This is a genomic window from Pseudarthrobacter sp. CC12 (assembly GCF_039907755.1).
GTDB classification, from domain to species: domain Bacteria; phylum Actinomycetota; class Actinomycetes; order Actinomycetales; family Micrococcaceae; genus Arthrobacter; species Arthrobacter niigatensis.
The window spans coordinates 1-25,965 of sequence record NZ_JARDJH010000019.1 but is presented as its reverse complement, the minus strand read 5'-3'; the positions used below and the strand labels follow the sequence as shown (position 1 = coordinate 25,965).

The window sequence follows — 25,965 nt, the reverse complement described above, 5'->3', positions numbered from 1 at the left end:
TTCAGAGCACCCCCTTTTGTGGGAGCAGGCGAGGAATCTCATGGCCGGTATCGAGCACACCCGCGGCAAAGAAGTGGACGGCAGCGTGCAGCCAGAGGAGCACGAAAAGATCGGCGACGCCCTTGAGTGGATGCGGCTGACCTATGCGCTGGACTACCCGGCCAAGTCGGACTCCTGGGAGCGGCCCGAGGACTACCCGCAGTCCTGGAGCATTCGCGCCTACATCGAGGCGGACATCCTCGAACCCGACGACTACGACAACTTCGAGGCCGACGCCCAAGGCCAGGTCACTATCGCCGAAGCCCACGTCTACCTAATCCCCGACGTCGGCGGCATCAACCTCTTCGACACCCTGGACGCACACAGCGCCCAACTCGCCCAATACGCCGAAGCATTCATAGCTGCAGGCTCCGAACCTGGTCAGCTCAGCATTGAGGGCGAACCGATCCTTGAAGGCGACCTAATGATTGTGACTTGGGTGAGCGTCCAGCCGCGGTTCCGCGGGCACCACGCAGGGCACGAAGTACTCAAAGCCATATTCGATACCATAGGCCGCGACACAGTCGTCACCGTCCTGCACGCGGCACCCGGGCTCAGGGACGACATGGAAGAAGGATCCGCAAAACACCAGATGGAATGCCGCGGCCTCGCCAAGTACTGGGGCCAATCCGGATTCCGTCCCCTGGACGGCAACGTCATGGTCCTGACGTACGAGGACATGCTCGCCATGATCGAGGACGATGAGCAGGACGAGGACGACCTCAATCCCGACGACCTGCGGAATGTCCCACTGATGCAGCTCTCCCAAAAACAGCGCGACGCAGTGTTCCGCGAACTCCGCATCAAGCTCGACGAATAATTCACCGGCTCAGGAGCGCCGGCACTCAAGGCAATTCCAAGCTGTCCACGGTTGGGGTCAGTCCGGGTTATCCACGGCTGGAACAGGGAGCCACCGGGAAAGCTCCCTCAGCCGCAGTAGCGGTGGATAACCCATCAGGATTGTCCCCAGCTGTGGGCATCGGAACCACCTGTCTAAAGGACCCTGGACAAATTACGCCGCAGACCGCTCCGGGTAGACCGTTGCACATTGCCGAGCACCTGCCGTCGCAATCTCTTAAAGCAGCCGGCTGTCAGGTTTGAATCTAAGACTCACGAGCGGGAGCGTGCAGCAACCGCATTCAGAGCCCTAACCTGACGCTCATTTCCTTACCGCCTGACGTCAGGTTTAGGTGTGCTGCAGCATGACGCGGTTAACAATCGATTACAGCGCTAAACTTCACAGACGCGGTAGAGCGTCCCTGAATGGCCAGGGCTTAGGACAGGAGCGTTGTAAGGGTAAGTTGCTTCCGGTGGTGGCGGTAGTGCTTGGGCGCCCAGCCAAGGATGGCCCGCCGGTTCATCCAGGAAGCGAAGTAGGGATCCCAGGAAAGCGGCATTGTCATCCCCCTTTCGAGCGCTTCCTCGTCCGCACGGTCGTACCAGTTCACGATTGTCCCGGTGGTCCTGTCCATCATTCGCAGCATGCTTTGCGGCTTGAGGACTTGGCCGGCGGCTGCACTGCCAGCCCAGGTGACCCAGTTGTAGGGTCCTAGGCATGCCTCAAGCAGCCGACTCCAATTGCGCGACGCAGCCGGGGGCAGTCGGGAGAACAATCCGAGGAGCGGTATGCCTAAAAGCGCGATGTTCTGTCCGAGAACCATATGGAAGAGCAGCTGCCGGTTGGTCCACCGCGTTCCGCTGGACGGCAAGTCCAACTCGTCGGCCAGAGCGCGGAGGACGATGCTTCGAAAGTCGGCTGCTGTCCACAGCAACTCCGCCTTCACCGGATCATTCTCAGCCTTCATCGAAGCCTCCCATCGGTTAGGTGTCAGGCAGTGTCCGCCTCCTAGCGCCGGTGGATAGACAGCATCAGCCTGATCTGTCTTGTCGAGCTGCTGGGAACACACCACTAGCCCGTCAGCATGCAGCTCGACTGCTCCTCCGTTCGAAACAATGCAGGTGCATGTGTTCCGCGCGGGGACGGCGCACCTCAGGATCTCATCGAAGCAGGCACTGAAGGACATCTGGAAGATACTCCCTCCAAACTGCGCCTTTGAGTGATGACTACTGTCAGAGACAAGGCAGCGCAGTGCCTTGCTGTGGCCTTGAGCGTCTCAATGTATTGGGTGGTGTCCCTGGCCTTGAAGGTTTCGAGCAGTTCGTCCCCAGGCGACGGTACTGGTGATGGGCATTTCCGCAGTCCTGTGACGCGCTCCAGCGACGCACGACAAAGTGGAATACGACGTCCTGGAGCGGGAGACCTGGCCGCCGGGTTTGGCATCGAGAGAGCGATGCCAAACCCGGTGCACTGACCGGAACGAGTTATTGGGGGTCTAACTCCCCAGTCAGTTAGCGACAGCGTGCCGCCTCCGCCTTGAGGAAATCCTAGGAGGCCAAAGCGGGAGGGTTCCTAAGGAAACCCCAAGGCGATCCAGGCGGGCGTCCTACCCGGGGCAAAGCCAGCGGCTCAATAGGAAACCGCGGCGGCTACGCCACCCGAATTTGAGGTGCGCGACAGATTATGTAAGTATCTGCGTATGAACGCAGATAAGCGGGAATGTATGCTCACGCCCGATAGCGAGTACGTTGAGTTGGCCGTGGAGGTTTTCGCCATGCTCGCCGATGCGACGAGGGTCCGGTTGATCCTGGCGCTGCGGAACGGTGAGTTACCGGTTAATGCGCTGGCGGAAAAGGCAGGAAAATCTGCTGCCGCAGTATCCCAGCACCTGGCGAAGATGCGGCTTGCGCGGATGGTCACCACCCGCCAGGAAGGAACTAAGGTTTATTACCGGCTGCAGGACGGGCACGCCTGGGAGCTCGTCGCGGACGCGATCCACCAGGCCGAACACACCCTGGGCACCGCCCCTCACCACCGTCTCCACCCCCAACACGACACAGCCGCGGGGCAATGAGCACGCCGCCGGCCTCAGGCCACGGAACCCGCACTCATGGCCACGAGCACGAACACGGACACGACGGGCACGGACATGACGGACACGCGGACCACCCGCATCATCATGACCACGAGGGGCACAGCCATGGAGGCTTCCTGGGCTGGGTAAGGCACCTGTTCGTCCCGCACTCCCACGATGCCGCCGACTCCATGGACTCGGCCTTGGAGACCAGTGCCCAGGGTATCCGTGCCGTGAAAATCTCGCTGGTGGGACTGGCGCTGACGGCCCTGTTCCAGCTGGTCATTGTCCTGATCAGCGGTTCGGTCGCGCTCCTGGCCGACACCGTCCATAACTTTTCCGACGCGCTGACGGCCGTGCCGCTCTGGATTGCCTTCCTGCTCGGACGACGGGCCGCGACCAAAACCTACACCTACGGCTTTGGCAGGGCTGAAGACCTGGCCGGGCTCTTCATCGTCGCGATGATCGCACTGTCAGCTGTCGTGGCGGCGGTCGAATCCATCCGCCGCTTCTTCGAGCCCCAGCCGGTGCAGAACCTGGGCTGGGTCCTCGCCGCCGGGCTTGTCGGTTTCGCCGGGAACGAGCTCGTGGCGGTCTATCGCATCCGGGTCGGACGGAAGATCGGCTCGGCCGCCCTGGTCGCGGACGGGATCCATGCCCGCACCGACGGATTCACCTCCCTGGCCGTCGTCGCGGGGGTGATTGGTATCTGGCTCGGGTTCCCTCTTGCTGACCCGATCATCGGGCTGCTCATCTCCGCGGCGATCGGCGTGCTGCTCTGGGGCACCGTCCGGGACATCGGCCGCCGGCTCATGGACGGCGTCGACCCGGCCCTTACTGACAAACTCACCGCCGCCCTGCAAGACCACGGCATCGAAGGAGCCACATCCCGGCTGCGCTGGTCCGGGCACTCCCTGCACGCCGAAATCACGGTACCTGCATCCGGGACCACGACCATAACGGACCTGCAGGGACTCTCCGGCCGTATTGATCACGCGGCACGGACGGCACTGCCAAACGTCGGCAGGGTCACCGTCATCCCACGCCACCACTGACTGCAGCAACCATGGACGGTCTACGAGCTGGATGCCGCCGAACGGAGGGCAGCCTGAAGTTCTTCCTGGGCGGGCAAACCGGCCGGGCCGGCCTTCCCCGGATAGACCCTGCACGTCAGGGCTGGCGAAGCGGTTGAAGGGAACAGGTCACGGTTGCCGGCGATAAAGGACGGCGAACCGTGGAAGCCCAGTTCAGCGGCCTGTTCCTCGCTGACCAGCTCCAGAACGCGGACGTCTCCCGGTACCCCTTCGCTGGTCAGTGCCGCACGGAACAACTCAAGCGCCGGTGCGCTATTGGGCAGTCCGGGATGATCCGCAGTTCGTAGTCCATAACCTCAGTGTCTCAGCCGGCGTCCCTGGGCGCGAACATAATGACAGCCACCCCGAGCAGGCAAATGATGGAACCGGTGATGTCCCACCGGTCCGGGCGGAACCCATCAAAGGCCATTCCCCATGCCAGCGAGCCGGCAACGAACACCCCGCCATAGGCGGCGAGGATCCGGCCAAAATGAGCGTCCGGCTGCAGCGTCGCCGCGAAGCCATAAATGCCCAGGGCCACAACGCCCAGCCCGGCCCACCACCACTGCCGGCCTTCCCTGACTGACTGCCAGACCAACCAGGCACCACCGATCTCGGCGGCCGCGGCCAGGATGAACAACAGGATGGTCTTCGCGATGGTCATAACCCCATCTTGGCAGTCCGCAATCTGAAGCAGGGGCTTCGCCCATCGTGCACGGCCCATCCTGCTATGACCGTCAGCCTGCAGATATCGATGGTGAAGACGACGAACCCGGTGTCGGGGCCCGAACAACTTACCGCCGTCGGTCGACATGACGATTCCGGCGGTGGTGGCGGCCCAAATCCATGGTTTGCCTTCTGGCTCCTTCACGGCGGTTATTGCCTGGACCTGTCCTTCGATCCGGCCTGTGTGGGTCCAGGTAGTTCCCGCGTCTGCGGAGTAGTGGACTGAACCGTCGGGTTCGACACCGATGACTTCGCTGCCGGTGGCGAAGGCGACGAATTGGATGATGGGGGCTGTGGTGTTCAGTTGCCAGGTTTTCCCACCGTCGGTGGAGCGTTGGAGCCCTTCTCGAGTGGTGGCAAGGACGGTGTCGGTTTCGGGGTTGCCGGCCAGGACGGCAGGGACGAAGCCGGCGGTGGCCGGGGTCCAGGTTTTTCCGTCCGGGCTGGTTTGGAGTGTTCCGTCGTAGGCGACGATTCCGCTCTTGGCAGTGGCGAGGGCATGGAAGTCCGATTCGCCCTGGCGGGAGAGCTGTGCCCACGTTTTTCCGCCATCGATGGATCGGATGAGGCCCATGGGGTTGGGAAGGTCCGAGCCCGGGCCGGGGTGTCCGGAGGCATAGAGGGGTGGCTTGTGAAAAAGTGAAATATCCGACGCTAAGGTCTAACCGGGCGTCGTAGTGGCCTGTATTTTCCGGGTTTGATCTGGTTGGCGCGGGGCCAGGTGTAGTCGCCGGTGAGCTTGATGCGTTCCCAGCCCATCGGTGAGCCAGCGGTGAAACCCGCGGTGGGGCAAAATGCTCTGATCGCGCCTCCGGGACGTCCTGGGTCCTGCCCTCGCAGCTACGGCGGTCTCGAATCAGGGCTCACACACTGTGAGCCCTGATTTTCCGGGCAATGCACTTGGGCCCGGGGCGCCGCGTGTCGGTTGCCGACTATGCTCGTGGGGTGCTGAATGAATTTTGGGCGACCGCGACCGCTTCCTACAAGGCCCTTGTCTTCGGCGCTATGGGTCTGATCGCTGCCGGAATCGTTCTCAACATTGTCGGGAACGTCTCCGGGACCCAGGTGCTGGCAATCGCGTCGCTGCCGGTCATCGGTGCGGGGCTGTTGCTCCACGGTGCTGGCAGGGTGGTCCGGGGCCGGAAGGTTAGCAGAATGCTTAGGAAGTAGCCGGGCCGGAGTCACGACAGGCGAGGAGTCAGTACAGGCCAGCGCCGGGCGCAGCTGCTGCTTTGGGCGTGTCAACCGCAACCGGACAGCGGTGACGAGGGTAAGCGGGGGCTGTCGGCCCTGGTCTTTGTCGTGTGCAGTCAGGCCGTCCGGTGGGTTTGCCGTTGAAACCCCTGTCGCCGGTGATTTTCGGTCCTGCTACGGTGGGACCGACCCGACGGTCTATGGCGTCGGATCGGCGAGGCGGCGTCCTACGATCAGGAAAGCAGGCATGCCATGGGGCATCACAACAGGTACGGAGGCCACGGAAGCGGCCACGGCGGGCACGGGGGGTATGGCGGGCACGGCGGCCATCGCAGGGGTGGCTTCTTCAGGATGCTGATGCGGCTGCTGCGCGGGCGCCGGCACCATTGACCCTGGTCGGGTTCCGCCAGCGGCATTTGCGGCTTGGAGTCGTCCGGTTCCGCCATTGCAGTTGACGCCCTGGCGGGCGCCGGAGCCGGTGCCGGAGGGCGTCCGGCAAACGGAGCAGAGTCGCGTTCGTGACGGGGTGAGGTTGTATGAGTGATGTCGAAGGACCGGGAGCCGCTGCGGTGCTGGGGCGGTGGGTGGACCCGGGGGAGGTTTACGCGCGCGGCCGGGCGCTGCGTGAGGGTGTCGGTCACCAGGGGCACGGGACCGTTGTCCTCGCCGCGGGCAGGCCTGCGGCGGCCGATTTCGTGCACTCAAGCAACGAGGGCAGAGTGCCTGGGCTTGTGCCGCTTCGGGTGGGCCGGATGCTCGCCTCGCCGTTCGCTTTTTTCCGGGGAAGTGCCGGGCTGATGGCAGGGGACCTGGCCGCCGGCCCGCGCACCGGTCTGGAGGCCCAGTTATGCGGGGACGCGCACGCGGGGAACTTCGGGCTGTACGGCACCCATGATGACCGGATCATCATGGACATCAACGATTTCGACGAGACGGCGTCCGGTCCCTGGGAGTGGGACCTGAAGCGCCTGGCGGTCAGCCTGGTCCTGGCCGGCCGGGTGGGCGGTGTTTCGGAACGCGGGTGCAGGGACGCGGCACAGGACGCGGTGCGGGCCTACCGCCAGAGCAGCGAGCATCTGGCCGGGTTGCCGTTCCTGGATTCGTGGACCGCGCTGGGGGATGAGTCGGTGCTGAACAGGGTCAAGGCCGACGAACTGCTGGATGACTTTGCACTGGCGGGGCGGAAGGCCAGGAAGAACACCAGCGCGAAGGTCGCGGCCAAATGGACCCGCAGGGACGGGCGGGGATGGCGCTTCTTGGCTGACCCGCCGGTGCTCAGCCAGGTGGACTCCGCGACAGCGGATGCTGTGACCGGCGGGCTGCCGGGCTATGTGAAAAGCCTGCACGAGTCCCGCGGGCATCTGCTCGCACGCTACAGCTTCTCGGATGTGGCCTTCCGGGTGGTGGGAACCGGCAGCGTCGGACTGCGCAACTACCTGATTTTGCTGCGCGGCAACGGGGACGAGGCACTCATCCTGCAGGCCAAGCAGGCGGTCCGGAGTGCGGTGAACGATGCCCTGGGCCGCGCGCCGGCCTCGCATGAGGGTCAGCGGATCGTGCACGGGGCAAGACTCGTCCAGGCGGAAACCGATCCCCTGCTTGGCTGGACCACGATCGGCGGGCGCCCGTTCATCATCCGGCAATTCCGCAACCGGAAAGGTGAGATCGACCCGGCCGGGCTCAACCGCGACCACCTGGACGACTACGGCCGGTTGGCAGGGGCCCTGCTGGCGCGTGCGCACTCCCGCTCGATCGACCCGCGGCTGCTGGCCGGTTACTGCGCCGACGGCGAACCGATGGACACCGCGTTCACCACCTACGCTGTCGGCTACGCCGACCAGACCGAAGCCGACCACAGTGAACTCGTCAAAGCAGTCCGAGCCGGCACTATGGAAACTGTGATCGAAGACTGACGTTCGCTGTGCACCACCTGGGTGAACTTACCGGTGGCCGCCGGTGTTCAGGCGCGCCCCTTGATGCCCTGCGCTGACGTGACTCTGGGCACCGTCTGGCGTCCAGTCCGCCATCCACTCAACCGGGTTTTCGCTGACGTGCGTCTTGCTGGCCGGTATTGCGGGGCTGGGCTCTCCTTAGCCACCGCGGCTTTCGCGCAGCCTGGATGGTCCCGCCGCACCATGCCCGGCATCGGTGCCCGTACTAGGATGGGGAGATGAACCGTTCTCTCGCGGTGCTCATAGGGATTCCGTTCCTCCTCGCCGTGGTCGGCTGCGGCCAGGTGCAGGACGCCGCGAAAAGCGCCGCCAGCGCCGCCGCCTCACAGGCAGCAACGGCCGCCGCCGGCGCGGTGCGGGGGCAGATCTGCTCGCCGCTGCAGGACGGGCAACTCAGCGCACAGGACAAACAGGTCCTCTCGGGCCTGCTCTCCACCGCCAAGACCGCCGGAGTCCCGACCCAGTTCGTCACCCCGCTCGAGGAGATCGCGAAGGCCGGCGACCAGGTTCCGGCCGCCTCGGTCACGGCCTTGCTCAAGGCCTGCGGTCTCACACCCAGCCCGACACCCAGCAGCAAATAGCAGACAGCGCGCCGGTCGCTCCCCCTAGCCACCACGGCCGTGGGGCCAAATTTCCGAGGCGGCTGCCCGGACCCGTCATGATCGGATCCGATAAAACCGCTTTTGCCGGGTGCCCCCGGATGGGTCCGTGCTTCCGTTGCCCACGGTCCATCGGGATCGGACCCAGGCCCGGTAAGAGGTAGGATCTTCGCCCTACTGCCAGCCTTCCCAGCAAAACCGTAAGACTCAGCTGGTAATAATGGACCGAAGCTCCGGTCACCCGCGGATTATCCCGGGTCAGCTTCTGGATGACTTGCTTGCCGGGTCCCCGGCCGCGGGCGGCGCCGCATCAGCCCCGGCTCCGGCGCTCCGGGAGGCGTGTGTATCCGTATCACGTCGGCCCAGGCGTTTGTGCCACCAGCGCAGCAGATGGTCGACGAGAATGCCCAGGAGGATCGCGAAAACCACGGCAATGCCCGCACTCAGCAGGGGATTGCGGTGCAGCCAGGAGAAGGAACTGGCCAACACGCCGATCCCGAGGGAATACACCACCCAGGTCAGGCATGCGAGGGCATCCAGGAAGAAGAACCGGCGGCGCGGGAACGCGGTGGTGCCCGCCACATAGTTCACGGCCACGCGCCCCCACGGGATGTACCGGGCGGTAAAGATCAGCACCGCGCCGCGCTTCTCCAACTCATACCGGGCCCAGCCAAAAACCTTCCGGACCTTCGGCCTGCGCATCCATCCCCAACGTTCCAGGCCGATTGTCCGGCCCAGCAGGTAGGCCATGTTGTCCCCGGCGATGGCTCCGAGCAGGGCTGTAGCCCCGAGAATCCACAGGTTAGGCTGGCCGCCTTGCCGGGAGAATGCGGCAAGCGCCACGATGAGGGTTTCGCTGGGAACAACCATCGCGAAGCCGTCGATAAAGAAGAAGACCAGCAGCAGCGGGTAGATCCACCATTGTCCGGCTGCCTGCAGCACAGCTTCCCCGATAGAATCCATGCGGGCGACTCCCAGAGAAGGTAATACAGACGGAAACGACGAAAAAGCGCTGTCTCCAGTGTCCCACGCAGGGGCCGCCCAGCCGGCGCCGGCATGCGCTGCGGCGGCGGGAGTCGTGCCTGGCCCGGTGATCCGTCGTAACCTGCGGTTCCTGGGCACCTTTGTGACCGGCCTGCCATCACCATGCTCGTGGCTGTGTCCGTGCCCCCACTGCGCCCTGTGGGCACCGGGCATCGCCGCCGTCCTGATCCCGGCAACCGCGCTGATTGTAAAAGCCCAATGTGACCGCCGCTTGGCGCCCACACCACAAGTGCAAAAGGCTTACGTCACAAAAGTGTTTGCTAATTATTCCAGTTGAAGTCAGGTACGCCTGTCTTCTACGGTTGCCCGGTGACTCTACCCCTTGAACTGGCAGGGGCGGGCTTTGCCGCGGGCCTTGCCCGCCATGGTGAACGGCCTGCCCTTCTGACCGGCGGCCGGATGGTGACGTACCGTGAATTGGCCGGGCGTGTGGACGATTTTGCGGACCGGCTCGGCCCCGGTCGGCGGCTCACAGTCCTCGCAGCGGACAACAGCATTGAATCCCTGGTGGCCTATCTGGGGGCCCTCGTCGCCCGTCATCCGCTGCTGCTGGCACCGGCGGACAACGCGCCGGCCCTCGAATCCCTCGTGGCGGCCTACGATCCCGATGTCATCATCCGGACAGGTGCCGGTGGAGCTGGGGCCGACGGCACAGCCGCGGACGGCCTGCTGCTGCAGGAGATGCGGCAGGTCACACGCCATGAGCTGCACCCGGACCTCACGCTGCTGCTGAGCACCTCGGGATCCACGGGTTCTCCCAAGCTGGTGCGCCTCTCGCACCAGAATGTGCAGGCCAATGCGCAGTCCATCGCGGAGTACCTGGAGATCACGCCGAGCGACCGGGCAATGACCACGCTGCCCATGTACTACTGCTACGGCCTGTCCGTCATCAACAGCCACTTGCTGCGCGGCGCGGCCCTGGTGCTGACCGGACTGTCCGTCGTCGACGAATGCTTCTGGCAGCTGTTCCGCAACCGCGGCGCCACCTCCTTCGCGGCCGTGCCGTACACCTTCGAACTGCTGGACCGTGCCGGGTTCGCCGACCGGGCCCTGCCTGGCCTCCGCTATATCACCCAGGCCGGCGGACGGCTAGACCCGGACACCGTCACCCGCTATGCCGAGCTGGGGCGGCGAAGCGGCTGGGACCTGTTCGTGATGTACGGCCAGACGGAAGCCACAGCCCGGATGGCCTACTTGCCGCCGTCGATGGCTGCGTCCAACCCTGGCACCATCGGTGTTCCTGTGCCCGGCGGGTCGTTCCGGATCGACCCGGTGCCCGGCCTGGAGCAAGGCGAGCTTGTCTATAGCGGTCCGAACGTCATGCTCGGCTACGCCGAACACCCCGCGGACCTGGCCGCAGGCAGGACCATCGAGGAACTGCGCACCGGCGACCTCGCCCGGCGGCACCCCAACGGCCTGTATGAAGTGGTGGGCCGGCGGAGCCGCTTCGTCAAGATCGTGGGCCTGCGGATCGACCTGGGCCAGGTAGAGAAAGTGCTCGCCGGCATGGGCATCCAGGCTGCCTGCGCCGGCACGGACGAGCAACTGGCGGTCGCCGTCGAGGGCGGCCATGACCCGGGCATGCTGGCCAAGATGCTGGCGCAGGACCTCGGGCTGCCCCGCGCCGCCATCGCGGTCCACGCCGTCGAGCAGTTGCCGCGGCTGGCGACCGGCAAGACCGACTATCCTGCCGTCCTCGCGCTGGCCCGAACGAGGAATGCTGCCGCCGGCGCCGCCGAGGCGGCCGCTGGCACGACGGGTAGGCCGGAAGCAGGTGAGCGGCCGGAGGACGTCAAGAAGATCTTCGCCGAGGCCCTGGAGCTGGACTGCGTCGAGGACGGCGACACGTTCGTATCGTTGGGCGGCGACTCGCTTTCCTACGTGGCGGCGTCCGTGCGGCTCGAAAGGGCCCTTGGCCACTTGCCCGCCAACTGGCATGTGATCCCCGTCCGTGAGCTGGTGAGCAGGCAGCCCGAGCGCCGGAAGAAGCGGCTCTTTGCCCCGCTCGAGACGAGCATCATGCTCAGGGCGGTGGCCATCGTCACCATCATCAGCACCCACGTGGAACTGATCAAATGGCCCGGAACCGCCCACGTCCTCATGGTCCTGGCCGGCTACAACTTCGCGCGCTTCCAGCTGGGCGGGGACAGGATCCCGCGGCTGCGCCGCCAGCTGCGCAGCCTGGCAAGGGTGGCGGTGCCCACGGTGGCGTTCATCGGCGCCGTGATGCTGCTGAGCGACAAATACCAGTACACCACCGCCAACTTGCTGCTCCTGAACACGATGATCGGCCCGGAGTATTGGACCGACGCCTGGCAGTTCTGGTTCGTGGAGGTGCTGGTCTACGTGCTGGTGGCCATGATGGCGCTGCTGGCCATCCCGTGGGCGCACCGGGCGGAGCGGCGCTTCCCGCTGGCCTTCCCCGTCGCCCTCGTCGGGGCGGGACTGCTGGCCCGTTACGGGCTGCTCCCGTTTGACATCCTGCACACGCGCCCGGTGCTGTGGCTGTTCGCGCTCGGCTGGGCGTTCGCCCGGGCAAGGACCATGCCGCAGCGCCTCGCCCTCTCCGCGCTCACCATCCTCACCGTCCCCGGTTACTTCGGCGAACCGTGGCGCGAGGCCACCATTGTCGTCGGCATCCTGATGCTGGCGTGGCTGCCCACGATCCCGCTACCCGCCATGCTCCACCGGCCGCTGGGCGTGCTTGCCAGCGCGTCCCTCTTCGCGTACGTCACGCACTGGGTTGTTTTCCCGGAGATCAGGGAAGTCGACAAGACCCTGGCGGTCCTCGTATCGCTGGCGGTCGGCGTCGCCTACTGGGCGGTCTCCGTCAGGCTCATGGGGGCCGTGGACCGCTGGCAGTTACGCCTCGCCGGGCACGTACGACGACGGCACTTACGGCGACGCCGGGCGGCAACTTTGATGTAATTCCGGCGGGAGTTGTCAATGCGGCTGATGGGCGGTTTTGTTTTTGTCTCCGAAGCCGGTACCGCAGGACCGGGATGCGGCCCCGGGCGTTCTCATTTCCCTGAGGGATGTTCGATCCCGCCCGTTCCTTTACGCCCATGGACGAACGGGGTGCGCCGTTGAAAAGGTTGAAGATCACGTTCGCCAGAACGGCAGGAAGGTAGCGGCGATCAGGAACTCGTGCGGGCCGGCGAGAGACAGCGACCAGATGATCCCAGCGCCGGCGACCGCAGTGATCAGCAGGACACGGTATATCCATTTCAGATGGTTCAGTACAGAGGTTGACCTGCTGGCCGGCCCCTGATCAGGTAACCGGCCATGACCACCAGCACGGCGATGGCGGGGATCAGGGCGCTGGTTTCGAACTGCCTCACCGGACCCGCACGTCCCAAGCCCGCGGCACGGCCAAGCGCCCGGCGCACGATGACCAGGGCGGCGACCCGCCGTGCGCTGCGTTGCGCGCCGCTGCCCATATCCCATGCGACACCGGGGCCGCAGGGTTTGTCAACGAGGGGTGCCGCACTGTTTCAACCCTGCCGTTCTCCGCATTTTGGCCAAAATCCACGCGCTGAGGGCCAGGCCTTGAGACGACGTGCGGGATCTACTGGGTTATGCACTGGCCTACACCTGATGGGAACGTCGCATGGCAGAAACTCCTTACGTTGCCGTTCCACCGTCAAAACACCAGGGTTCACCAAGCGGATTACCGCCTCGTGTTGCCGAGCGGAGGCGCTCCCACTCCCGCCCTCATTGAAGTTCGGATATTGTTGTTTTTACGTCTTGTAGAAAAAGGGCCGTCGGGACCAGATGCCGCTGGCGGGAAGGGAACTGATGTCCGGGGACCAGGGAACGGAGGCCGACGGCTCGGCGCTGGAGGCCGCCAGGATCGGGGCCGCTCTCCCTGCCCTCGGCCCGCGGGACATGCTGCGCTGGGCATGGACCCAGCTGACCAGCATGCGCACCGCCCTGTTCCTGCTGCTGCTCCTCGCCGTGGCCGCGGTGCCTGGTTCTTTGTTCCCGCAGCGTCCGGCGAACCCGGCCGTCGTGAGCCAATACATCAAGGATCGTCCGGACTACGGGAAGATCCTGGATGCTCTCCAGCTCTACGACGTTTACTCCTCGGTGTGGTTCTCGGCGATCTACATCCTGCTGTTCATTTCCCTGATCGGCTGCGTGGTGCCCCGTGCGACCGCGCACTACAAGGCCATGCGGTCCCGGCCCCCGCGGACACCCCGGCGGCTTTCCCGCCTGCCGGAATACGGCACGCTCGTGATCCCCGCCGGCGCCGGGATCACGGCGCCGGACGCCATCACCGACGCCGCGACGCTGCTGCGCAAACGCGGCTACCGGGTCGAGGTCCGGGACGCCGACGGCGCGACCCCTTCCCTGGGCGCCGAGCGCGGCTTCCTGAGAGAGGTCGGCAACCTCGTTTTCCACACCTCGCTCATTGGGGTGCTGGTGTGTGTGGCAGTCGGAGGCCTGTTCGGCTTCCGCGGGCAAAAAATCCTCGTCGAAGGGGACACCTTCGTCAACACCCTGGTGGGCTATGACAACTTCGCACCCGGGACCAACTTCCAGTCCTCATGGCTGGAGCCGTTCGGCATCACGCTGGACAAGTTCGAGGTCCGCTTCGACCGTGAATCCACCAAACAGTTCGGCCAGCCGATCGACTTCACCGCACGCCTGACCACCCGCGACGCACCGAGAGCGGCCCCGAAGTCCCGGATCCTGAAAGTCAACGACCCGCTCTACTTCGGTGAAGCGGCCATGTTCCTGGTCGGAAACGGCTACGCCCCGGTCATCACCGTCAAGGACGGCAACGGGAACACCGCCTTCAGCGGCCCGGTCGTATCGATCCCGAGCGACGCGGTCTACACCTCGACCGTCGTCCTGAAGGTCCCCGACGCCAAGCCGGCGCAGCTCGGCTTCGCCGGGTTCTTCCTTCCCTCCGCCGTGAAGAACCCCGCGGGCGTCGCCTACAGCTTCGACCCGGACCCGCTGAACCCGCAGCTGAACCTGAACTCCTACTCCGGCGACCTCGGCCTGGACAAAGGCGTACCCCAGAACGTCTACAACCTGGACGTGAAAAACCTCACCCAGCTCAACGGCCGTAACCTGGCCGCGGGCGGCATCACCCTCGGCCCGGGAGGCTCCTACACGCTGCCCGACGGCAAAGGCAGCATCAGCTTCGACGGGCTCAAGCGCTACATCGGCGTGGACATCCGGAGCACACCGGGCCAAACCGGTGTTCTGATCTTCTCCCTGCTCGCCGTCGCCGGCCTGGTCGTTTCGCTCTACGTCAACCGCCGCCGCGTCTGGGTCCGCACCGGCACCCACCACGACGGCCGCACCATGGTCGAATACGGCCTCCTGGCCCGCGGCGAAGACCACAGGCTCGCCACCGAGGCCGCCGCCATCCACGAACTCCTCACCCGCAAGTGGCAGCCGAATCTTTCACCCGAGGAGCCTGCCGCCGACCCCACCCCTTTCTCCAGCAAGAAGGACCAGTAATGTTCCCGCTCAACGAAACCATGGGCCAGTACAGCGAGCTCTTCATGCTCCTGGCCGCCGGCACGTACACTGTGGCGTTCATCGCCTTCGCGTGGGACCTGGCCAAGAGCAGCAAGGTGCTGCGTGCGGTGGACATCAGGGCCGCGGAGCTCGCCGGGCAGGTGACCACCAACGGGGCCGCGCGCGTTCCCGTCGGCGTCGGTGCGGGGACCGCCGGAGGAGACATTGAGCGCTCCGATGCGGATCTCAGCGGACCCGCTGGCCGCGCTGAGCGTCCGACGTCGGCCCTCTCCGGCCGTGGCGCCGCGGCCGGGGCGGTCCGGACCGCCGACGCCGGCATGCGCTACGCCGGCGAGCGTCGTGCCCCCGCCCGGGCGGCCGTCGCGCTGACCGTCCTGGGCGCCGCGATCCATGCGGCCGGGGTGATCACCCGGGCGTTCGGCGCCGGCCGGGTGCCGTGGGGAAACATGTACGAATTCCTCACCACCGGCGCGTTCGTGGCCGTGGCCGTCTTCCTGCTGGTGCTTATCCGCCGCGACCTGCGCTTCCTGGGCACGTTCGTGATCGGCCTGGCCATCATCATGCTGGTGGCCGCCTCCATCGCGTTCTGGACGCCGGTGGGACACCTGGTACCGGCGCTGCAGAGCTACTGGCTGATCATCCACGTCTCCATCGCGGTAATCTCCTCGGCGCTGTTCACGCTGACGTTCGCGATGTCCGCGCTGCAGCTGGTCCAGGCGCACCGGCAGAAGACCGTCGCCGCCGGCGGTGCGGACAGGCTGGGTTTCATGCGGCTTGTGCCGTCCGCCCTGAGCCTGGAAAACCTGTCCTACCGGATCAACGCCATCGCCTTCGTCGGCTGGACCTTCACGCTCATGTTCGGTGCCATCTGGGCCGAGAAGGCCTGGGGCCGGTTCTGGGGCTGGGACACGAAGGAAGTCTGGACGTTTGTGATCTGGGTGGTCTACGCCGGATACCTGCACGCCCGCGCCACCCGCGGCTGGACCGGAACCCGCGCCGCCTGGCTGTCAATCGTCGGCTACCTGTGCGTGGTCTTCAACTTCGCCATCGTCAACCAGTTCTTCAACGGGCTGCACTCCTACTCCGGCCTGTAGGCCACCTCGGCTTTGGTCCCCGGCCGAATTCGCGCCCGGTTCCGGTCCCCCGGCGGTAGTTGAAAGAGGCCAGCCGGTGTTCCGGGATCGGCGCGCCTTCCGGTATATGCCCAGGATCCGGGGGTGGCGGCAATGCTTGTCGGGAACCCTCACCCGCAGGGACATCCCGCATCAGGGCGGGCGGGAGGCGCGCTCAAATGACGTTACATCCCGGTCAGCCGGTCATCTCGTACCGCCGGTCAGACGGGTCCGCCTTGAAGCGTGCTCGTGACATCCGGAACCGTTCTCCCGCCGCTGCGGAAGCGAAGCCGGCGGCGGCTTGTCCTTTGATGTTCTCCTATGGCTGTTAGCGGTGGCCGGCAGCTGAATTGCGGCCGCGGATGGCGGCCGGCCGTTTCGGGCCACGCGGCTGGCTATGCATCCCGGCAGCTGCTGCGTTGGCTAGAGTGGTGCCAGGCCAGGTCGGAAGACGCGATCCCGGCGTGGTCGGGCTGATGGACATGCCGTCGCGGTCGGCATACCGCAAAGGTGCCGCTCCACCAAACCCCAGTCGGTTCCGGGTCCGAAGCTCCAGGAGAGGACATGATGACAGGACCATCAGCGGCTGTTGCCCAGGCCGCAGTATTCGTGGCCTTTCCCGTCGCCGCGGCCATTCTCGGCTCGCTCGTCGCCGTCCTGCGTCCGCCGGGGCCGAAGGCCACCAGCGCTGTCCAGCATTTCGCCGCCGGGGTCGTGATGGCCGCACTGGCAGGCGAGGTGCTCCCGGACCTGCGGGGCGAAGGAAGCCTGCCCTGGGCCATCGCCGGCTTCGCCGCCGGGACCGCGGTCATGCTGGCCCTTGGCGCGCTCGGCCGCGCACTGGATCGGAAACAGGAATCGACAGGAGCAAAGCTTCCGGTGGGTTTTCTCGTCGCTGTGGGCATCGACCTGCTCCTGGACGGCCTCCTCGTCGGAATGGGCGCGGCACTGGGGGCGCAGCAGGGCCTGATCCTAACGATTGCCCTGACCATCGAGATACTTTTCATAGGCCTGTCTGTCACCCTCAACCTGATCCGGAACGGCTTGTCGCGGACACGCGCGGTGGCCACGACCAGCGGCCTGGGCCTGCTCACCGGTGTCGGGGCACTCGGCGGCGCAGCCGCCCTGGGCGGTGCCAGCAACCAAACCCTGGCCCTGGTCCTGGCTTTCGGGGCGGCCGCACTCCTGTACCTGGTGGTGGAGGAATTGCTGACAGAGGCCCACGAGCACACCGAAACTGCCTTCCTGGGTGCGATGTTCTTCCTCGGATTCCTTACCATCTATGTCATGGCCGGCCTCTAGCGCCGCTCTGGGATCCGTGCCGTGTGACAGCGGCTGACGCGGCCTTCGACCATCCCGGCCCAGCGTGTCCCGCCCGTGCTTGCCATCTGGGCCGCTGACAGAGCAACGTTCTCCGCCCGCATGCGCAACGTGCAACGGGACGGATGCCGCGATGTTCCCCGTCCAGGGCGAGAGGCCTGATGCCCGGCCGCTCCACCCCGCAGGGCGCGCAGAGTTCCGGGGAATGCCAGGACTACCCGGCGCGGTCAGCAGGCCATGGCCATTCATCTGATCAGTTGCTAATATGTTCATATGAATGCATCTGTTCGGACTCTTCCAGACCCTCACGGGGCGTCCGGACACGGTTTGGCCGGTGAACGGGAACGGGTCGATGTCCTCCGGAGTTCCTTGCCGCCCGAGGCCGACGTGGAACGTCTGGCCGATGTGTTCCGGCTGATGGCTGACCCGGGCCGCGTCCGGATCCTGGCCGCTTTGCTTGAGGGTGAGGTCTGTGTGCATGACCTGGCGTCGGTGAGCGGGCTGAGTGAATCCTCGGCGAGCCAGGCGCTCCGGCTCATGCGGGCGCATCGCGTCGTGGCGACCCGCCGCGCCGGCCGGCACGTGTTCTACCGGCTGGATGACAGCCATGTCAGGATGCTGCTTGACCTGGCGATCACCCACGTCGGCCACTCCCCGGCCCTCGGCGCAGCCGTCCCGGCCGGATCCGAACCAAACCTCCAACCCATCCATCCCGTCCTCTAGGAGTTCCCGTGAACGTTTCACCCGCCGCCTTGACCTGTCCCAAATGCGGGTCGGAAATGCGCCCCTACGAACGCAACGGCATCATCATCGACCAATGCCTTGGATGCCGCGGCATTTTTCTGGACCGCGGCGAGCTGGAATCCCTGATGGACGCTGAAAGCTCCTTCTACGCCGCACCGCCCGCCCCGCCGGCCCCTGGGCCCGGGTTCGGCCAGCCGCAGGGCTACGGTTACGACCGGCGGGAGGGGCACCACAGCGGCCATGACGGGCGCGGTTCCGGACACGGCCGCAAGCGCGGGGGATTCCTCGGCGACCTTTTCGGCTAAGCACCCACCCGCACGCATTTCTCCGACCCGCAATTGACATCCTGCCCCGACCCTGAAGAACGGCACCAATGGCCACCGACACACAACTTGACCTGACTACCGTGCTGCCGGAGGCGCTGGATGAGCAGGATGCCTGCGTCCAGCGGCTGACCGCCGGCCTTCAGGCCCGCGCCGGCATCATGGACGCACACGTCAAACAAGGGGACGCGGCGGCGCAGCTGTGCCTGCATTTCGAACCCGACGTCATCAGCCTGCAGCGCATCCGCGAACTCGCCCTGTCCCTGGGCGCCCGGGTCGAGAGCGACTTCGGACACCTCAGCCTCGACGTGGACGGGGTATCACGGCCCGCCCGCGCCCAACTGCTCGAACAACGGCTGCGCAACGCCCCCGGGATCGCGGAGGCCCACGTCTCCCCGACAGGCTCCGTCGCCGTCGAATACTTCGCAGACCAGACCTCGGAGCAGGCGATCGTGGACCTGCTGGAGCGCTTCGGGACACCGCCGCGCACCGCCCGGCCACGTCCTGTCGAAGGCGCCAAGACAGACGGTCCTGCAGCGGCCGTTCCCGAGGCCGAAAAGCACGAGAAGCATGACCATAAGCATGAAGGGCATGCGGATCATGACCATAAGCACGGCGGGATTTTCGGGGAGCGCAGCGAGCTGATCTTCGCGGTGCTGTGCGCCGTGACGCTGGCGGCGGGTTTCCTGCTGGGGCTGAGCGAGGCGGTGCCGGATGCCGTCTCGACCGCGCTGTATGTCGCGGCGTATTTCTTCGGCGGTTACTACACCACCAAGGAAGCTATCCAGACGGTGATGGCCAAACGCTTCGAAATTGATTTCCTGATGCTGGTCGCGGCCGCCGGCGCCGCCGTGCTCGGGGACCTGGCCGAGGGCGCCCTGCTCCTGGCCCTGTTCAGCATCGGCCACGCCCTGGAAAGCTACGCCATGGGCCGGGCACGCCATGCCATCCAGGCGCTGGCCGAACTCGCCCCCGCCACAGCGATCGTCCGGCGCGACGGCGCCGAGCAGGAAATCCCGGTCGAGGAACTGCGCGTCGGTGACACCGTGATCATTAAGCCGAACACGCGCATCCCCTCGGACGGATTCGTCATTGTTGGTACCAGCAGTGTGGACCAGGCAGCTGTGACCGGGGAGAGCATCCCGGTTGACAAGGTTCCGCTCAGCGGCCAGTCCTCTCCCGGCGCGAAGGACATCCCCGCGGAAAGCCGGATCTACGCCGGCACCGTCAACGGGCCAGGGGCGCTGGAAATCGAGGTCACGAAGCTGTCCAAGGATTCCACGCTCGCACGGGTCGTGCGGATGGTCAGCGAAGCCCAGGCCCAGACCTCACCCACCCAACAATTCACCGACCGCTTCCAGCGGGTGTTCGTCCCCGCCGTGCTGATGCTCGTCGTCATCCTGCTGTTCGCCGGCCTCGTCATTGACGAACCGTTCTCCGCGACCCTGTACCGGGCCCTGTCGGTGCTGGTAGCGGCCAGCCCCTGCGCCCTGGCGATCTCGACCCCGAGCGCGGTCCTGTCCGGTTTGGCGCGCGCGGCACGCGGCGGGCTGCTGATCAAGGGCGGGGGTCCGTTGGAGAACCTCGGCACCCTGCGCGCAATCGCCTTCGACAAGACCGGCACGCTCACCGAGGGCAAACCGGAAATGACCGACGTCGCACCCGCTAACGGGGTCAAGGAATTCGAACTGCTTTCCGTCGCCCTCGCGGTCGAATCACAAAGCGATCACCCCCTGGCCGCCGCCATCGTCACCGCCGCCCGCGCCCGGCTCGACGGGAAACCCCCGCTCAAAGCCGGGGCGGTCACCAGCATCACCGGCCGGGGGGTCAGCGCCCTGATCGACGGCGACGAGATCCACATCGGCAAACAGTTGCTCTTCAGCGAAATCGACGGTGCCCCGCTGCCCGCGGAAATCACCGGGACCACAGCACGGCTTGAAGCGGCGGGACGGACCACCATGGTGGTGCGCCGCGGCACCCGCTACCTGGGCGTGCTGGGCCTCATGGACACCCCCCGCAGCTCCGCGGAACCGGTCGTTGCCAGGTTGCGGCAGGCCGGCATCCGCCACATGATCATGCTCTCCGGTGACAACCAGACCGTCGCGGACGCCGTCGCGGGGAAACTTGGACTCGACGAGGCCCGCGGGGACCTGCTGCCCGAAGACAAAGTCAAGGCCGTGATCGATCTGCGCACCAGGGAACACAAGGTGGCCATGGTCGGTGACGGCGTTAACGACGCCCCCGCGATGGCCAACGCCACCGTCGGGATCGCCATGGGCGCCGCCGGTTCGGACGTGGCCATGGAAACCGCCGACGTCGCGCTCATGGGAGATGACCTCGAACGGCTCCCGTTCGCCGTGAACCTCAGCCGTAAATCCAGCCGCATCATCCGGCAGAACCTCTGGGCAAGCCTGGGCATCGTCGCCATCCTGATCCCCGCCACCATCACCGGGGCCGTCGGGATCGGACTTGCCGTCGTGATCCACGAAGGATCAACCCTGCTCGTCGTTGCCAACGCCCTCCGCCTCCTCGTCTACCGCGAACCCAAAAACAACCCGTAGGCTTGGCACGAAGCGAGGCCGGGCCCTCCTGACAGACCCTGAACCACAAAGGCAGGCATGAACCAAGACACCACCGCTCCGGCCGGACGCGAGGCATCGGAACCGGCCGCGGCGCAGCCCCGGCCACGGCTCCTGACGGGCCGGCTGCGGCTGGTCCTCTTCACCGTCCTTGTTCTAGCCGCCGCGGCGTTCGCCGTTGGAGGGTTCGCCGCCGGACGCCTGACCGCGGGCCCCGCCCAGGTGTCCGATTCCGGGCCCGATGCCGGATTCGCCCGGGACATGCAGGCCCACCACGCCCAGGCCGTGGAGATGGCCCTGGTGATCCGGGACAAGTCCGCCAACGAGGAGATCCGCTCCATCGCCTACGACATCATCACCACCCAGCAGCAGCAAAGCGGCCAGATGTTCGCCTGGCTGGTGGACTGGGGCCTGCCCCAGACCGGATCAGCGCCGCGGATGGCATGGATGGGAACCGCAGAACACGGCGGCAGCTCCCCGACCATGAACCAGAGCCCCGGGGGCGGCATGGAAGGCATGAACCAGAACCCCGGGACCGGTGTGGCCATGGAAGGCATGGCCACACCGGCGCAACTGCAACAGCTGCGCGAAGCCACAGGGGTCGAAGCGGACAGGTTGTTCACCGAGCTGATGATCCGCCACCACCAGGGCGGCGTGGCCATGGCCCGCGCCGCGGCGGCCCTGGCCGAAACCGCCAAGGTCCGCAACTTCGCCGCCGGCATCGTCCAGGCCCAGACCGCGGAAATCACCGCACTTCAGGAACTGCGCGGCAGACTCTGACCGGTCCAGGAAAGGAAGCACCATGTCCGCACCGCGGAAGACCCCCGAGGAACGCAAGGCGATCCTGAAGGCCCTGCAGGCCAAACAGCGCGCCGCCGACCGGCGCAGGGCCTGGCTGATCTACGGCACCGGCGGCCTTCTGGTTGCTGCGATCATCGCGTCCGTCGCGTTTGTTATCGTGGGCGAAGTCAGGCAGCGTGAAGAGACCCGTGCCGCCGCGGCCCGGCCCGTCGACGGTGAACAGGACTTTCCCGACCAGTCACGGAACCACACCCGCAGCCCCGTCAGCTACCCCCGGACCCCGGCCACCGGCGGCGACCACGCCCCGGTCTGGACGAACTGCGGCACCTACACCGAGCCGGTGGAACAGATGCGGGCCGTGCATTCCCTGGAACACGGCGCCGTGTGGCTCTCCTACCGCCCGGACCTGGGCAAGGACCAGATCGCTGAGCTGACCTCGCTGGCCGGCAATCAGGACTACCTCGTGCTCAGCCCCGTTCCGGGGCAGCAGTCGGCCGTGACGGTAACCGCCTGGGGCAAACAGCTTGCTGTGGACAAGGCCAGCGATGAACGTATCGCGGCGTTCATCAAGAAATACCGGCAAGGCCCCCAGACCCCCGAACCCGGAGCCGTCTGCACCGGCGGTGTCCAGGGCTGACACCGTTGGGACCGGCACCTCCGGACCGAATGAGGCCACCCCACGAGGTCCCGGCCCCGAAGGCACCAGCGGGGTCTTACCGGGCAGGATTGGACGAAAAGCAACTGATGGCCCCGGCCAGGTCCGGCAGCCGAGGATCCCCTTCACCCGGACCCCCTCATGCCCCGGCTTGCGTAAGCGCAGGGCTCCTCTCATGTGGTCCGCCAGGTCAAACTTGATGCCCCGGAAGCGGGGCTGCGGCCTGCGGGTGAGCCAGGAAAAGCGCCCGGCGGAACCGGCTCCATGACGGCGCAGAAGACCGGCACGTAAAGGGCGACCCCGACGGCGGAGCCCAGAATGAACAGGCCTTCCTCCACCGGGACGCGCTGCCCGTCCTGCCGCTGTCCGGAATCCGTCATGCTGAAATGAAGCCCGTAGCTCACGGGCTGCACCGCCTCGCAAACGGAAGGAACGTATCGGCCCAGGCGCCGCCCGCTCCTGTCCTTGGCAGTCACAGGGAACACTCAGGCCCCAGACAACCCACTGTTACCTCGCTGTTATACGTTGGGCGGGACCGATGCTTCCCCTCCGTAGAAGGAAATCATGGCCCAACCGAGTGATTTGTCCGTCGACTCATCTCCTGCCCCGGCTCCATCCAGGCCCGGCGGTCCACGCCGGGGCCGGGCGTTCCTGCACGAACTCCGGGAAGACGCTCCGGCTTCGTTGGTGGTGTTCCTGGTTGCCCTGCCGCTGTCGCTGGGCATTGCTGCGGCGTCCGGGGCTCCGGTCATGGCCGGGCTGATCGCCGCCGCGGTCGGCGGCATCGTGGCCGGCGCCCTGGGCGGTTCACCGCTTCAGGTCAGCGGCCCGGCGGCGGGCCTGACGGTCGTCGTGGCAGGGCTCGTGGACGAGTTCGGCTGGGCGGCTACCTGCGCGATCACCGCGGCCGCCGGCGTGGTGCAGCTCCTGCTGGGTCTTAGCCGGGCCGGGCGGGTGGCGCTGGCCGTCTCCCCGGTGGTGGTCCGTGCGATGCTCGCCGGGATCGGCGTCACCATTGTCCTGCAGCAGATCCAGGTCCTGCTCGGTTCAAAGCCTGCCGGCTCACCGCTGGAAAACCTTGCCCGACTTCCCGAAGCGATCACCAACGTGGAGCTCCACTCGGCGCTGCTGGGCCTGCTGGTCATCGGGCTGCTCGTGGCGTGGAAGCACCTGCCGGCGGCCGTCCGGAAGGTCCCCGGACCACTGGTGGCCGTCGTGGCCGGCACGGCACTCTCGGTGGCGTTCGCGCCCGGGGTCGAGCGGATCACCTTTTCCGGGTCCGTGTTCGATGCCGTGGCCTTGCCCCAGCTGCCCGGCGGGAGCTGGGCAACGGCGGGCATGGCGGTCATATCGGTCGCGCTGATCGCCAGCATCGAATCCCTCCTGTCCGCGGTGGCAGTGGACAAGATGCACACCGGCCCCCGCACGAACCTGAACCGCGAACTCATGGGCCAGGGATCCGCGAACATCGTGTCCGGGATGCTGGGCGGGCTCCCCGTGACCGGTGTGATCGTACGCAGCTCCACCAACGTGGAGGCCGGCGCCCGGACGCGGAAGTCGGCGGTGCTGCACGGCGTTTGGATCCTGGTGTTCTCCGCCCTGTTCGCCGGACTGATCCAGCTCATTCCGCTAACCGTCCTGGCCGGACTGCTGATCGTCATCGGGACCCGCCTGGTCAAAGTCACAGACATCAGAACCAGCCTGCGCACCGGAGAGATCTGGGTCTACGCCGTGACTCTCCTGTGCGTGATCCTCCTCAACCTCCTCGAAGGCGTCATGATCGGACTGGCCCTGGCCGCCGTGTTTGTGTTGTGGCGTGTGCTGCGCCCCTCCATCCAGGCCCTCCCCTCACCGTCCCGCCGGGACGGCAAGTGGCGCGTCAGCATCGCCGGTTCCTGCAGCTTCTTCGCACTGCCCCGGCTGAACCGGGTACTGCACTCGATTCCCGAAGGCACGGACGTGCTGGTGGAGCTCAGCGCGGACTATGTCGACCATGCCTTTCACGAGGCTCTGCTCGCCTGGAAAAATCAGCACACAGCGGCCGGAGGATCGGTCCTCCTCGAGGAGCATGGAAACACGGCATTCCAGGATGCAGCCGACAACACCCCCCAACGCCAGGAAGCACTGGAGCTCCCGCTGCAACCCAGGGCGAACCGGCAGCCTGCCGACGACGACGGCCTTGACGACGCTGAGCAGCCGCGCCTGCGCTCCATCCTGCTGGGCGTAGATAAATACCACCGCCGCCACGCCGACAAAGTACTCCCGCTCATCCAGGACCTCGCGGAGGGCCAGAACCCCGACACCCTGTTCGTGGCCTGCGTGGACTCACGGGTCAACCCCAACCTGATCACCAGCAGCGGCCCCGGCGACCTGCTCACCCTGCGCAACATCGGCAACGTCGTGTCCAACGCCGGAGAGGACGCCTCCATTGAATCGGCCCTCTCCTTCGCCCTCACCGGGCTGGGCGTGGACTCCATCGTGATCTGCGGCCACTCCAACTGCGGAGCCATGAAGGCCGTCCTCGCCGACGCCGAAACGGGCCCCGCTTCCCCCGGTCTGGGCGAAGCCTTCAACACCTGGCTCGACCACGCCCGCCCAAGCCACCAAGAATTACTGGACGGGCACCCGGTGGCAGCCGCGGCCGCCGCGGCAGGCTACAGCCGCCTGGACCAGCTGGGCATGGTCAACGTGGCCGCGCAACTGCGCAAACTTGAAGACCACCCCCTGGCCGGCCCCGCACTGGCAAAAGGCCAACTGCAGGCCACCGGACTGTTCTTCGACATCACAACAGCCCGGGTGATCCTCATCACCACCGACTCCATCCAGCATCTCGACGCTGGGGCAGCGCCATTGTCCCGAGCGGTTTCTCCATGAGTGCTAAATCGCGGGATCTGAAGCGGCTGGACCCACCATCGTCAAGACCAGCCCGCGTAACCGTCCGGGAGGACAGCGTCCCGAACTGCCATGCTTCTCAACGGCGAGTGGGGTCTACCCAAGCCCCGCTGCCTTGCCAAAGAGGCTGAACCCGACGAATGCCACCGTGTTCAGCACTGCGTGGGCGATGACCAGTGGCATCACGCGCCGGGTTTTGGTGTAGACCCAGGCAAAGACCACACCCATGACGGCGTTTCCGATGAACGGCCCGAAGCCTTGGTACAGGTGGTAGCTGCCCCTGAGCGTGGCGCTGGCCAGAACGGACAGCGGTACTGACCAGCCGAACTTCCCGAAACGGTCCAGCAAGTACCCCACCACGATGACTTCCTCGACGACCGCGTGCCGCATTGCGGAGAGAATCAGCACGGGAACGGTCCACCAGTGTCAATGGCCAGTTGTTTCTGCCCACGGACGGCCACTAAAAGTGCCCACTGGTGGCCAGTAAAACTGCCCGGTTAT

General features: G+C 66.1%; 22 protein-coding genes and 2 pseudogenes. 17 read left to right on the top strand and 7 right to left on the bottom strand.

Annotation, left to right across the window (positions count from 1 at the left end; genetic code table 11):
- The first annotated feature begins 40 nt into the window (after positions 1–40).
- Positions 41–859: a hypothetical protein gene (locus tag PV772_RS13815; protein ID WP_347886517.1), complete on the top strand. Its 819-nt coding sequence runs from the start codon at positions 41–43 to the stop codon at positions 857–859.
- A 454-nt stretch (positions 860–1,313) separates the two neighbouring features.
- On the opposite strand, the gene PV772_RS13810 is transcribed toward PV772_RS13815, so the two are convergent.
- Positions 1,314–1,844, bottom strand: a complete 531-nt coding sequence (locus PV772_RS13810; protein ID WP_347886516.1) for a DinB family protein — start codon at positions 1,842–1,844, stop codon at positions 1,314–1,316.
- 732 nt (positions 1,845–2,576) lie between these two features.
- Between PV772_RS13810 and PV772_RS13805 the strand changes: the two genes are divergently transcribed.
- The 3 genes from PV772_RS13805 (at position 2,577) to PV772_RS13795 (ending at position 4,332) form a co-directional block, all read left to right on the top strand.
- Positions 2,577–2,951 (top strand): metalloregulator ArsR/SmtB family transcription factor, encoded by a 375-nt coding sequence (locus PV772_RS13805; RefSeq protein ID WP_347886515.1) that lies wholly within the window; start codon positions 2,577–2,579, stop codon positions 2,949–2,951.
- 191 nt (positions 2,952–3,142) lie between these two features.
- Positions 3,143–4,006: a cation diffusion facilitator family transporter gene (locus tag PV772_RS13800; RefSeq protein WP_347886514.1), complete on the top strand. Its 864-nt coding sequence runs from the start codon at positions 3,143–3,145 to the stop codon at positions 4,004–4,006.
- Positions 4,007–4,185: 179 nt separating this feature from the next.
- Entirely contained in the window at positions 4,186–4,332 is a 147-nt protein-coding gene (locus PV772_RS13795) for a hypothetical protein (RefSeq protein WP_347886513.1), read from the top strand.
- Between the two features lie 17 nt (positions 4,333–4,349).
- Here PV772_RS13795 and PV772_RS13790 read toward each other — a convergent pair whose 3' ends face one another.
- Together PV772_RS13790 and PV772_RS13785 are read right to left on the bottom strand one after the other, a co-directional pair.
- Positions 4,350–4,688 carry a YnfA family protein gene (locus tag PV772_RS13790; RefSeq protein WP_347886561.1) on the bottom strand — a complete coding sequence of 113 codons (339 nt, stop codon included), beginning with the start codon at positions 4,686–4,688 and terminating at the stop codon, positions 4,350–4,352.
- 210 nt (positions 4,689–4,898) lie between these two features.
- Positions 4,899–5,396 (bottom strand): annotated as a pseudogene (locus PV772_RS13785) (F510_1955 family glycosylhydrolase); the annotation flags it as partial.
- Positions 5,397–5,695: 299 nt separating this feature from the next.
- Between PV772_RS13785 and PV772_RS13780 the strand changes: the two are divergent.
- The 3 genes from PV772_RS13780 (at position 5,696) to PV772_RS13770 (ending at position 8,477) form a co-directional block, all read left to right on the top strand.
- The gene (locus PV772_RS13780; RefSeq protein WP_347886512.1) at positions 5,696–5,920 is read left to right on the top strand and encodes a DUF3188 domain-containing protein; all 225 of its coding nucleotides are present in this window, start codon (positions 5,696–5,698) and stop codon (positions 5,918–5,920) included.
- 560 nt (positions 5,921–6,480) lie between these two features.
- Positions 6,481–7,857 carry a DUF2252 domain-containing protein gene (locus PV772_RS13775; RefSeq protein WP_347886511.1) on the top strand — a complete coding sequence of 459 codons (1,377 nt, stop codon included), beginning with the start codon at positions 6,481–6,483 and terminating at the stop codon, positions 7,855–7,857.
- A gap of 257 nt (positions 7,858–8,114) precedes the next feature.
- On the top strand, positions 8,115–8,477 hold the full coding sequence (locus PV772_RS13770; protein WP_347886510.1) for a hypothetical protein: 363 nt from the start codon (positions 8,115–8,117) through the stop codon (positions 8,475–8,477).
- Between the two features lie 276 nt (positions 8,478–8,753).
- Here PV772_RS13770 and PV772_RS13765 read toward each other — a convergent pair whose 3' ends face one another.
- Complete coding sequence (locus PV772_RS13765; protein WP_347886509.1) at positions 8,754–9,458, bottom strand: DedA family protein; 705 nt, start codon at positions 9,456–9,458, stop codon at positions 8,754–8,756.
- A 390-nt stretch (positions 9,459–9,848) separates the two neighbouring features.
- On the opposite strand from PV772_RS13765, the gene PV772_RS13760 reads away from it, so the two are divergent.
- Positions 9,849–12,467, top strand: coding sequence for an AMP-binding protein (locus PV772_RS13760; protein ID WP_347886508.1), 2,619 nt, complete (start codon positions 9,849–9,851; stop codon positions 12,465–12,467).
- Positions 12,468–12,775: 308 nt separating this feature from the next.
- Here the strand turns inward: PV772_RS13760 and PV772_RS13755 are convergent, their stop codons facing one another.
- The gene (locus PV772_RS13755) at positions 12,776–12,979 is read right to left on the bottom strand and encodes a hypothetical protein (RefSeq protein WP_347886507.1); all 204 of its coding nucleotides are present in this window, start codon (positions 12,977–12,979) and stop codon (positions 12,776–12,778) included.
- Positions 12,980–13,337: 358 nt separating this feature from the next.
- Here PV772_RS13755 and PV772_RS13750 point away from each other — a divergent pair, with 358 nt between their 5' ends.
- The 8 genes from PV772_RS13750 to PV772_RS13715 all read left to right on the top strand — a co-directional run bounded on the left by PV772_RS13750 (position 13,338) and on the right by PV772_RS13715 (position 22,554).
- A complete protein-coding gene (locus tag PV772_RS13750) occupies positions 13,338–15,017 on the top strand; it encodes a cytochrome c biogenesis protein ResB (RefSeq protein ID WP_347886506.1) in 1,680 nt (559 codons plus the stop codon).
- Positions 15,017–16,132 (top strand): c-type cytochrome biogenesis protein CcsB, encoded by a 1,116-nt coding sequence (ccsB, locus tag PV772_RS13745; protein ID WP_347886505.1) that lies wholly within the window; start codon positions 15,017–15,019, stop codon positions 16,130–16,132. Before PV772_RS13750 ends, ccsB begins: the two co-directional genes overlap by 1 nt.
- Positions 16,133–16,714: 582 nt before the next feature.
- Positions 16,715–17,452, top strand: a complete 738-nt coding sequence (locus PV772_RS13740) for a ZIP family metal transporter (RefSeq protein ID WP_347886504.1) — start codon at positions 16,715–16,717, stop codon at positions 17,450–17,452.
- 291 nt (positions 17,453–17,743) lie between these two features.
- The gene (locus PV772_RS13735) at positions 17,744–18,193 is read left to right on the top strand and encodes a metalloregulator ArsR/SmtB family transcription factor (protein ID WP_347886503.1); all 450 of its coding nucleotides are present in this window, start codon (positions 17,744–17,746) and stop codon (positions 18,191–18,193) included.
- A gap of 8 nt (positions 18,194–18,201) precedes the next feature.
- Positions 18,202–18,519 (top strand): zf-TFIIB domain-containing protein, encoded by a 318-nt coding sequence (locus PV772_RS13730; protein ID WP_347886502.1) that lies wholly within the window; start codon positions 18,202–18,204, stop codon positions 18,517–18,519.
- A gap of 68 nt (positions 18,520–18,587) precedes the next feature.
- Positions 18,588–21,098: a heavy metal translocating P-type ATPase gene (locus tag PV772_RS13725; protein ID WP_347886501.1), complete on the top strand. Its 2,511-nt coding sequence runs from the start codon at positions 18,588–18,590 to the stop codon at positions 21,096–21,098.
- A 57-nt stretch (positions 21,099–21,155) separates the two neighbouring features.
- Positions 21,156–21,896: a DUF305 domain-containing protein gene (locus tag PV772_RS13720; protein WP_347886500.1), complete on the top strand. Its 741-nt coding sequence runs from the start codon at positions 21,156–21,158 to the stop codon at positions 21,894–21,896.
- A 22-nt stretch (positions 21,897–21,918) separates the two neighbouring features.
- A complete protein-coding gene (locus tag PV772_RS13715; RefSeq protein WP_347886499.1) occupies positions 21,919–22,554 on the top strand; it encodes a DUF3105 domain-containing protein in 636 nt (211 codons plus the stop codon).
- Positions 22,555–22,745: 191 nt separating this feature from the next.
- On the opposite strand, the gene PV772_RS13710 is transcribed toward PV772_RS13715, so the two are convergent.
- Positions 22,746–22,952 carry a hypothetical protein gene (locus PV772_RS13710; protein ID WP_347886498.1) on the bottom strand — a complete coding sequence of 69 codons (207 nt, stop codon included), beginning with the start codon at positions 22,950–22,952 and terminating at the stop codon, positions 22,746–22,748.
- 184 nt (positions 22,953–23,136) lie between these two features.
- Here PV772_RS13710 and PV772_RS13705 point away from each other — a divergent pair, with 184 nt between their 5' ends.
- The gene (locus PV772_RS13705; RefSeq protein WP_347886497.1) at positions 23,137–25,446 is read left to right on the top strand and encodes a bifunctional SulP family inorganic anion transporter/carbonic anhydrase; all 2,310 of its coding nucleotides are present in this window, start codon (positions 23,137–23,139) and stop codon (positions 25,444–25,446) included.
- Between the two features lie 114 nt (positions 25,447–25,560).
- Here the strand turns inward: PV772_RS13705 and PV772_RS13700 are convergent.
- A pseudogene (locus PV772_RS13700) lies at positions 25,561–25,890 on the bottom strand (CPBP family intramembrane glutamic endopeptidase); the annotation flags it as partial.
- Positions 25,891–25,965: the final 75 nt, after the last annotated feature.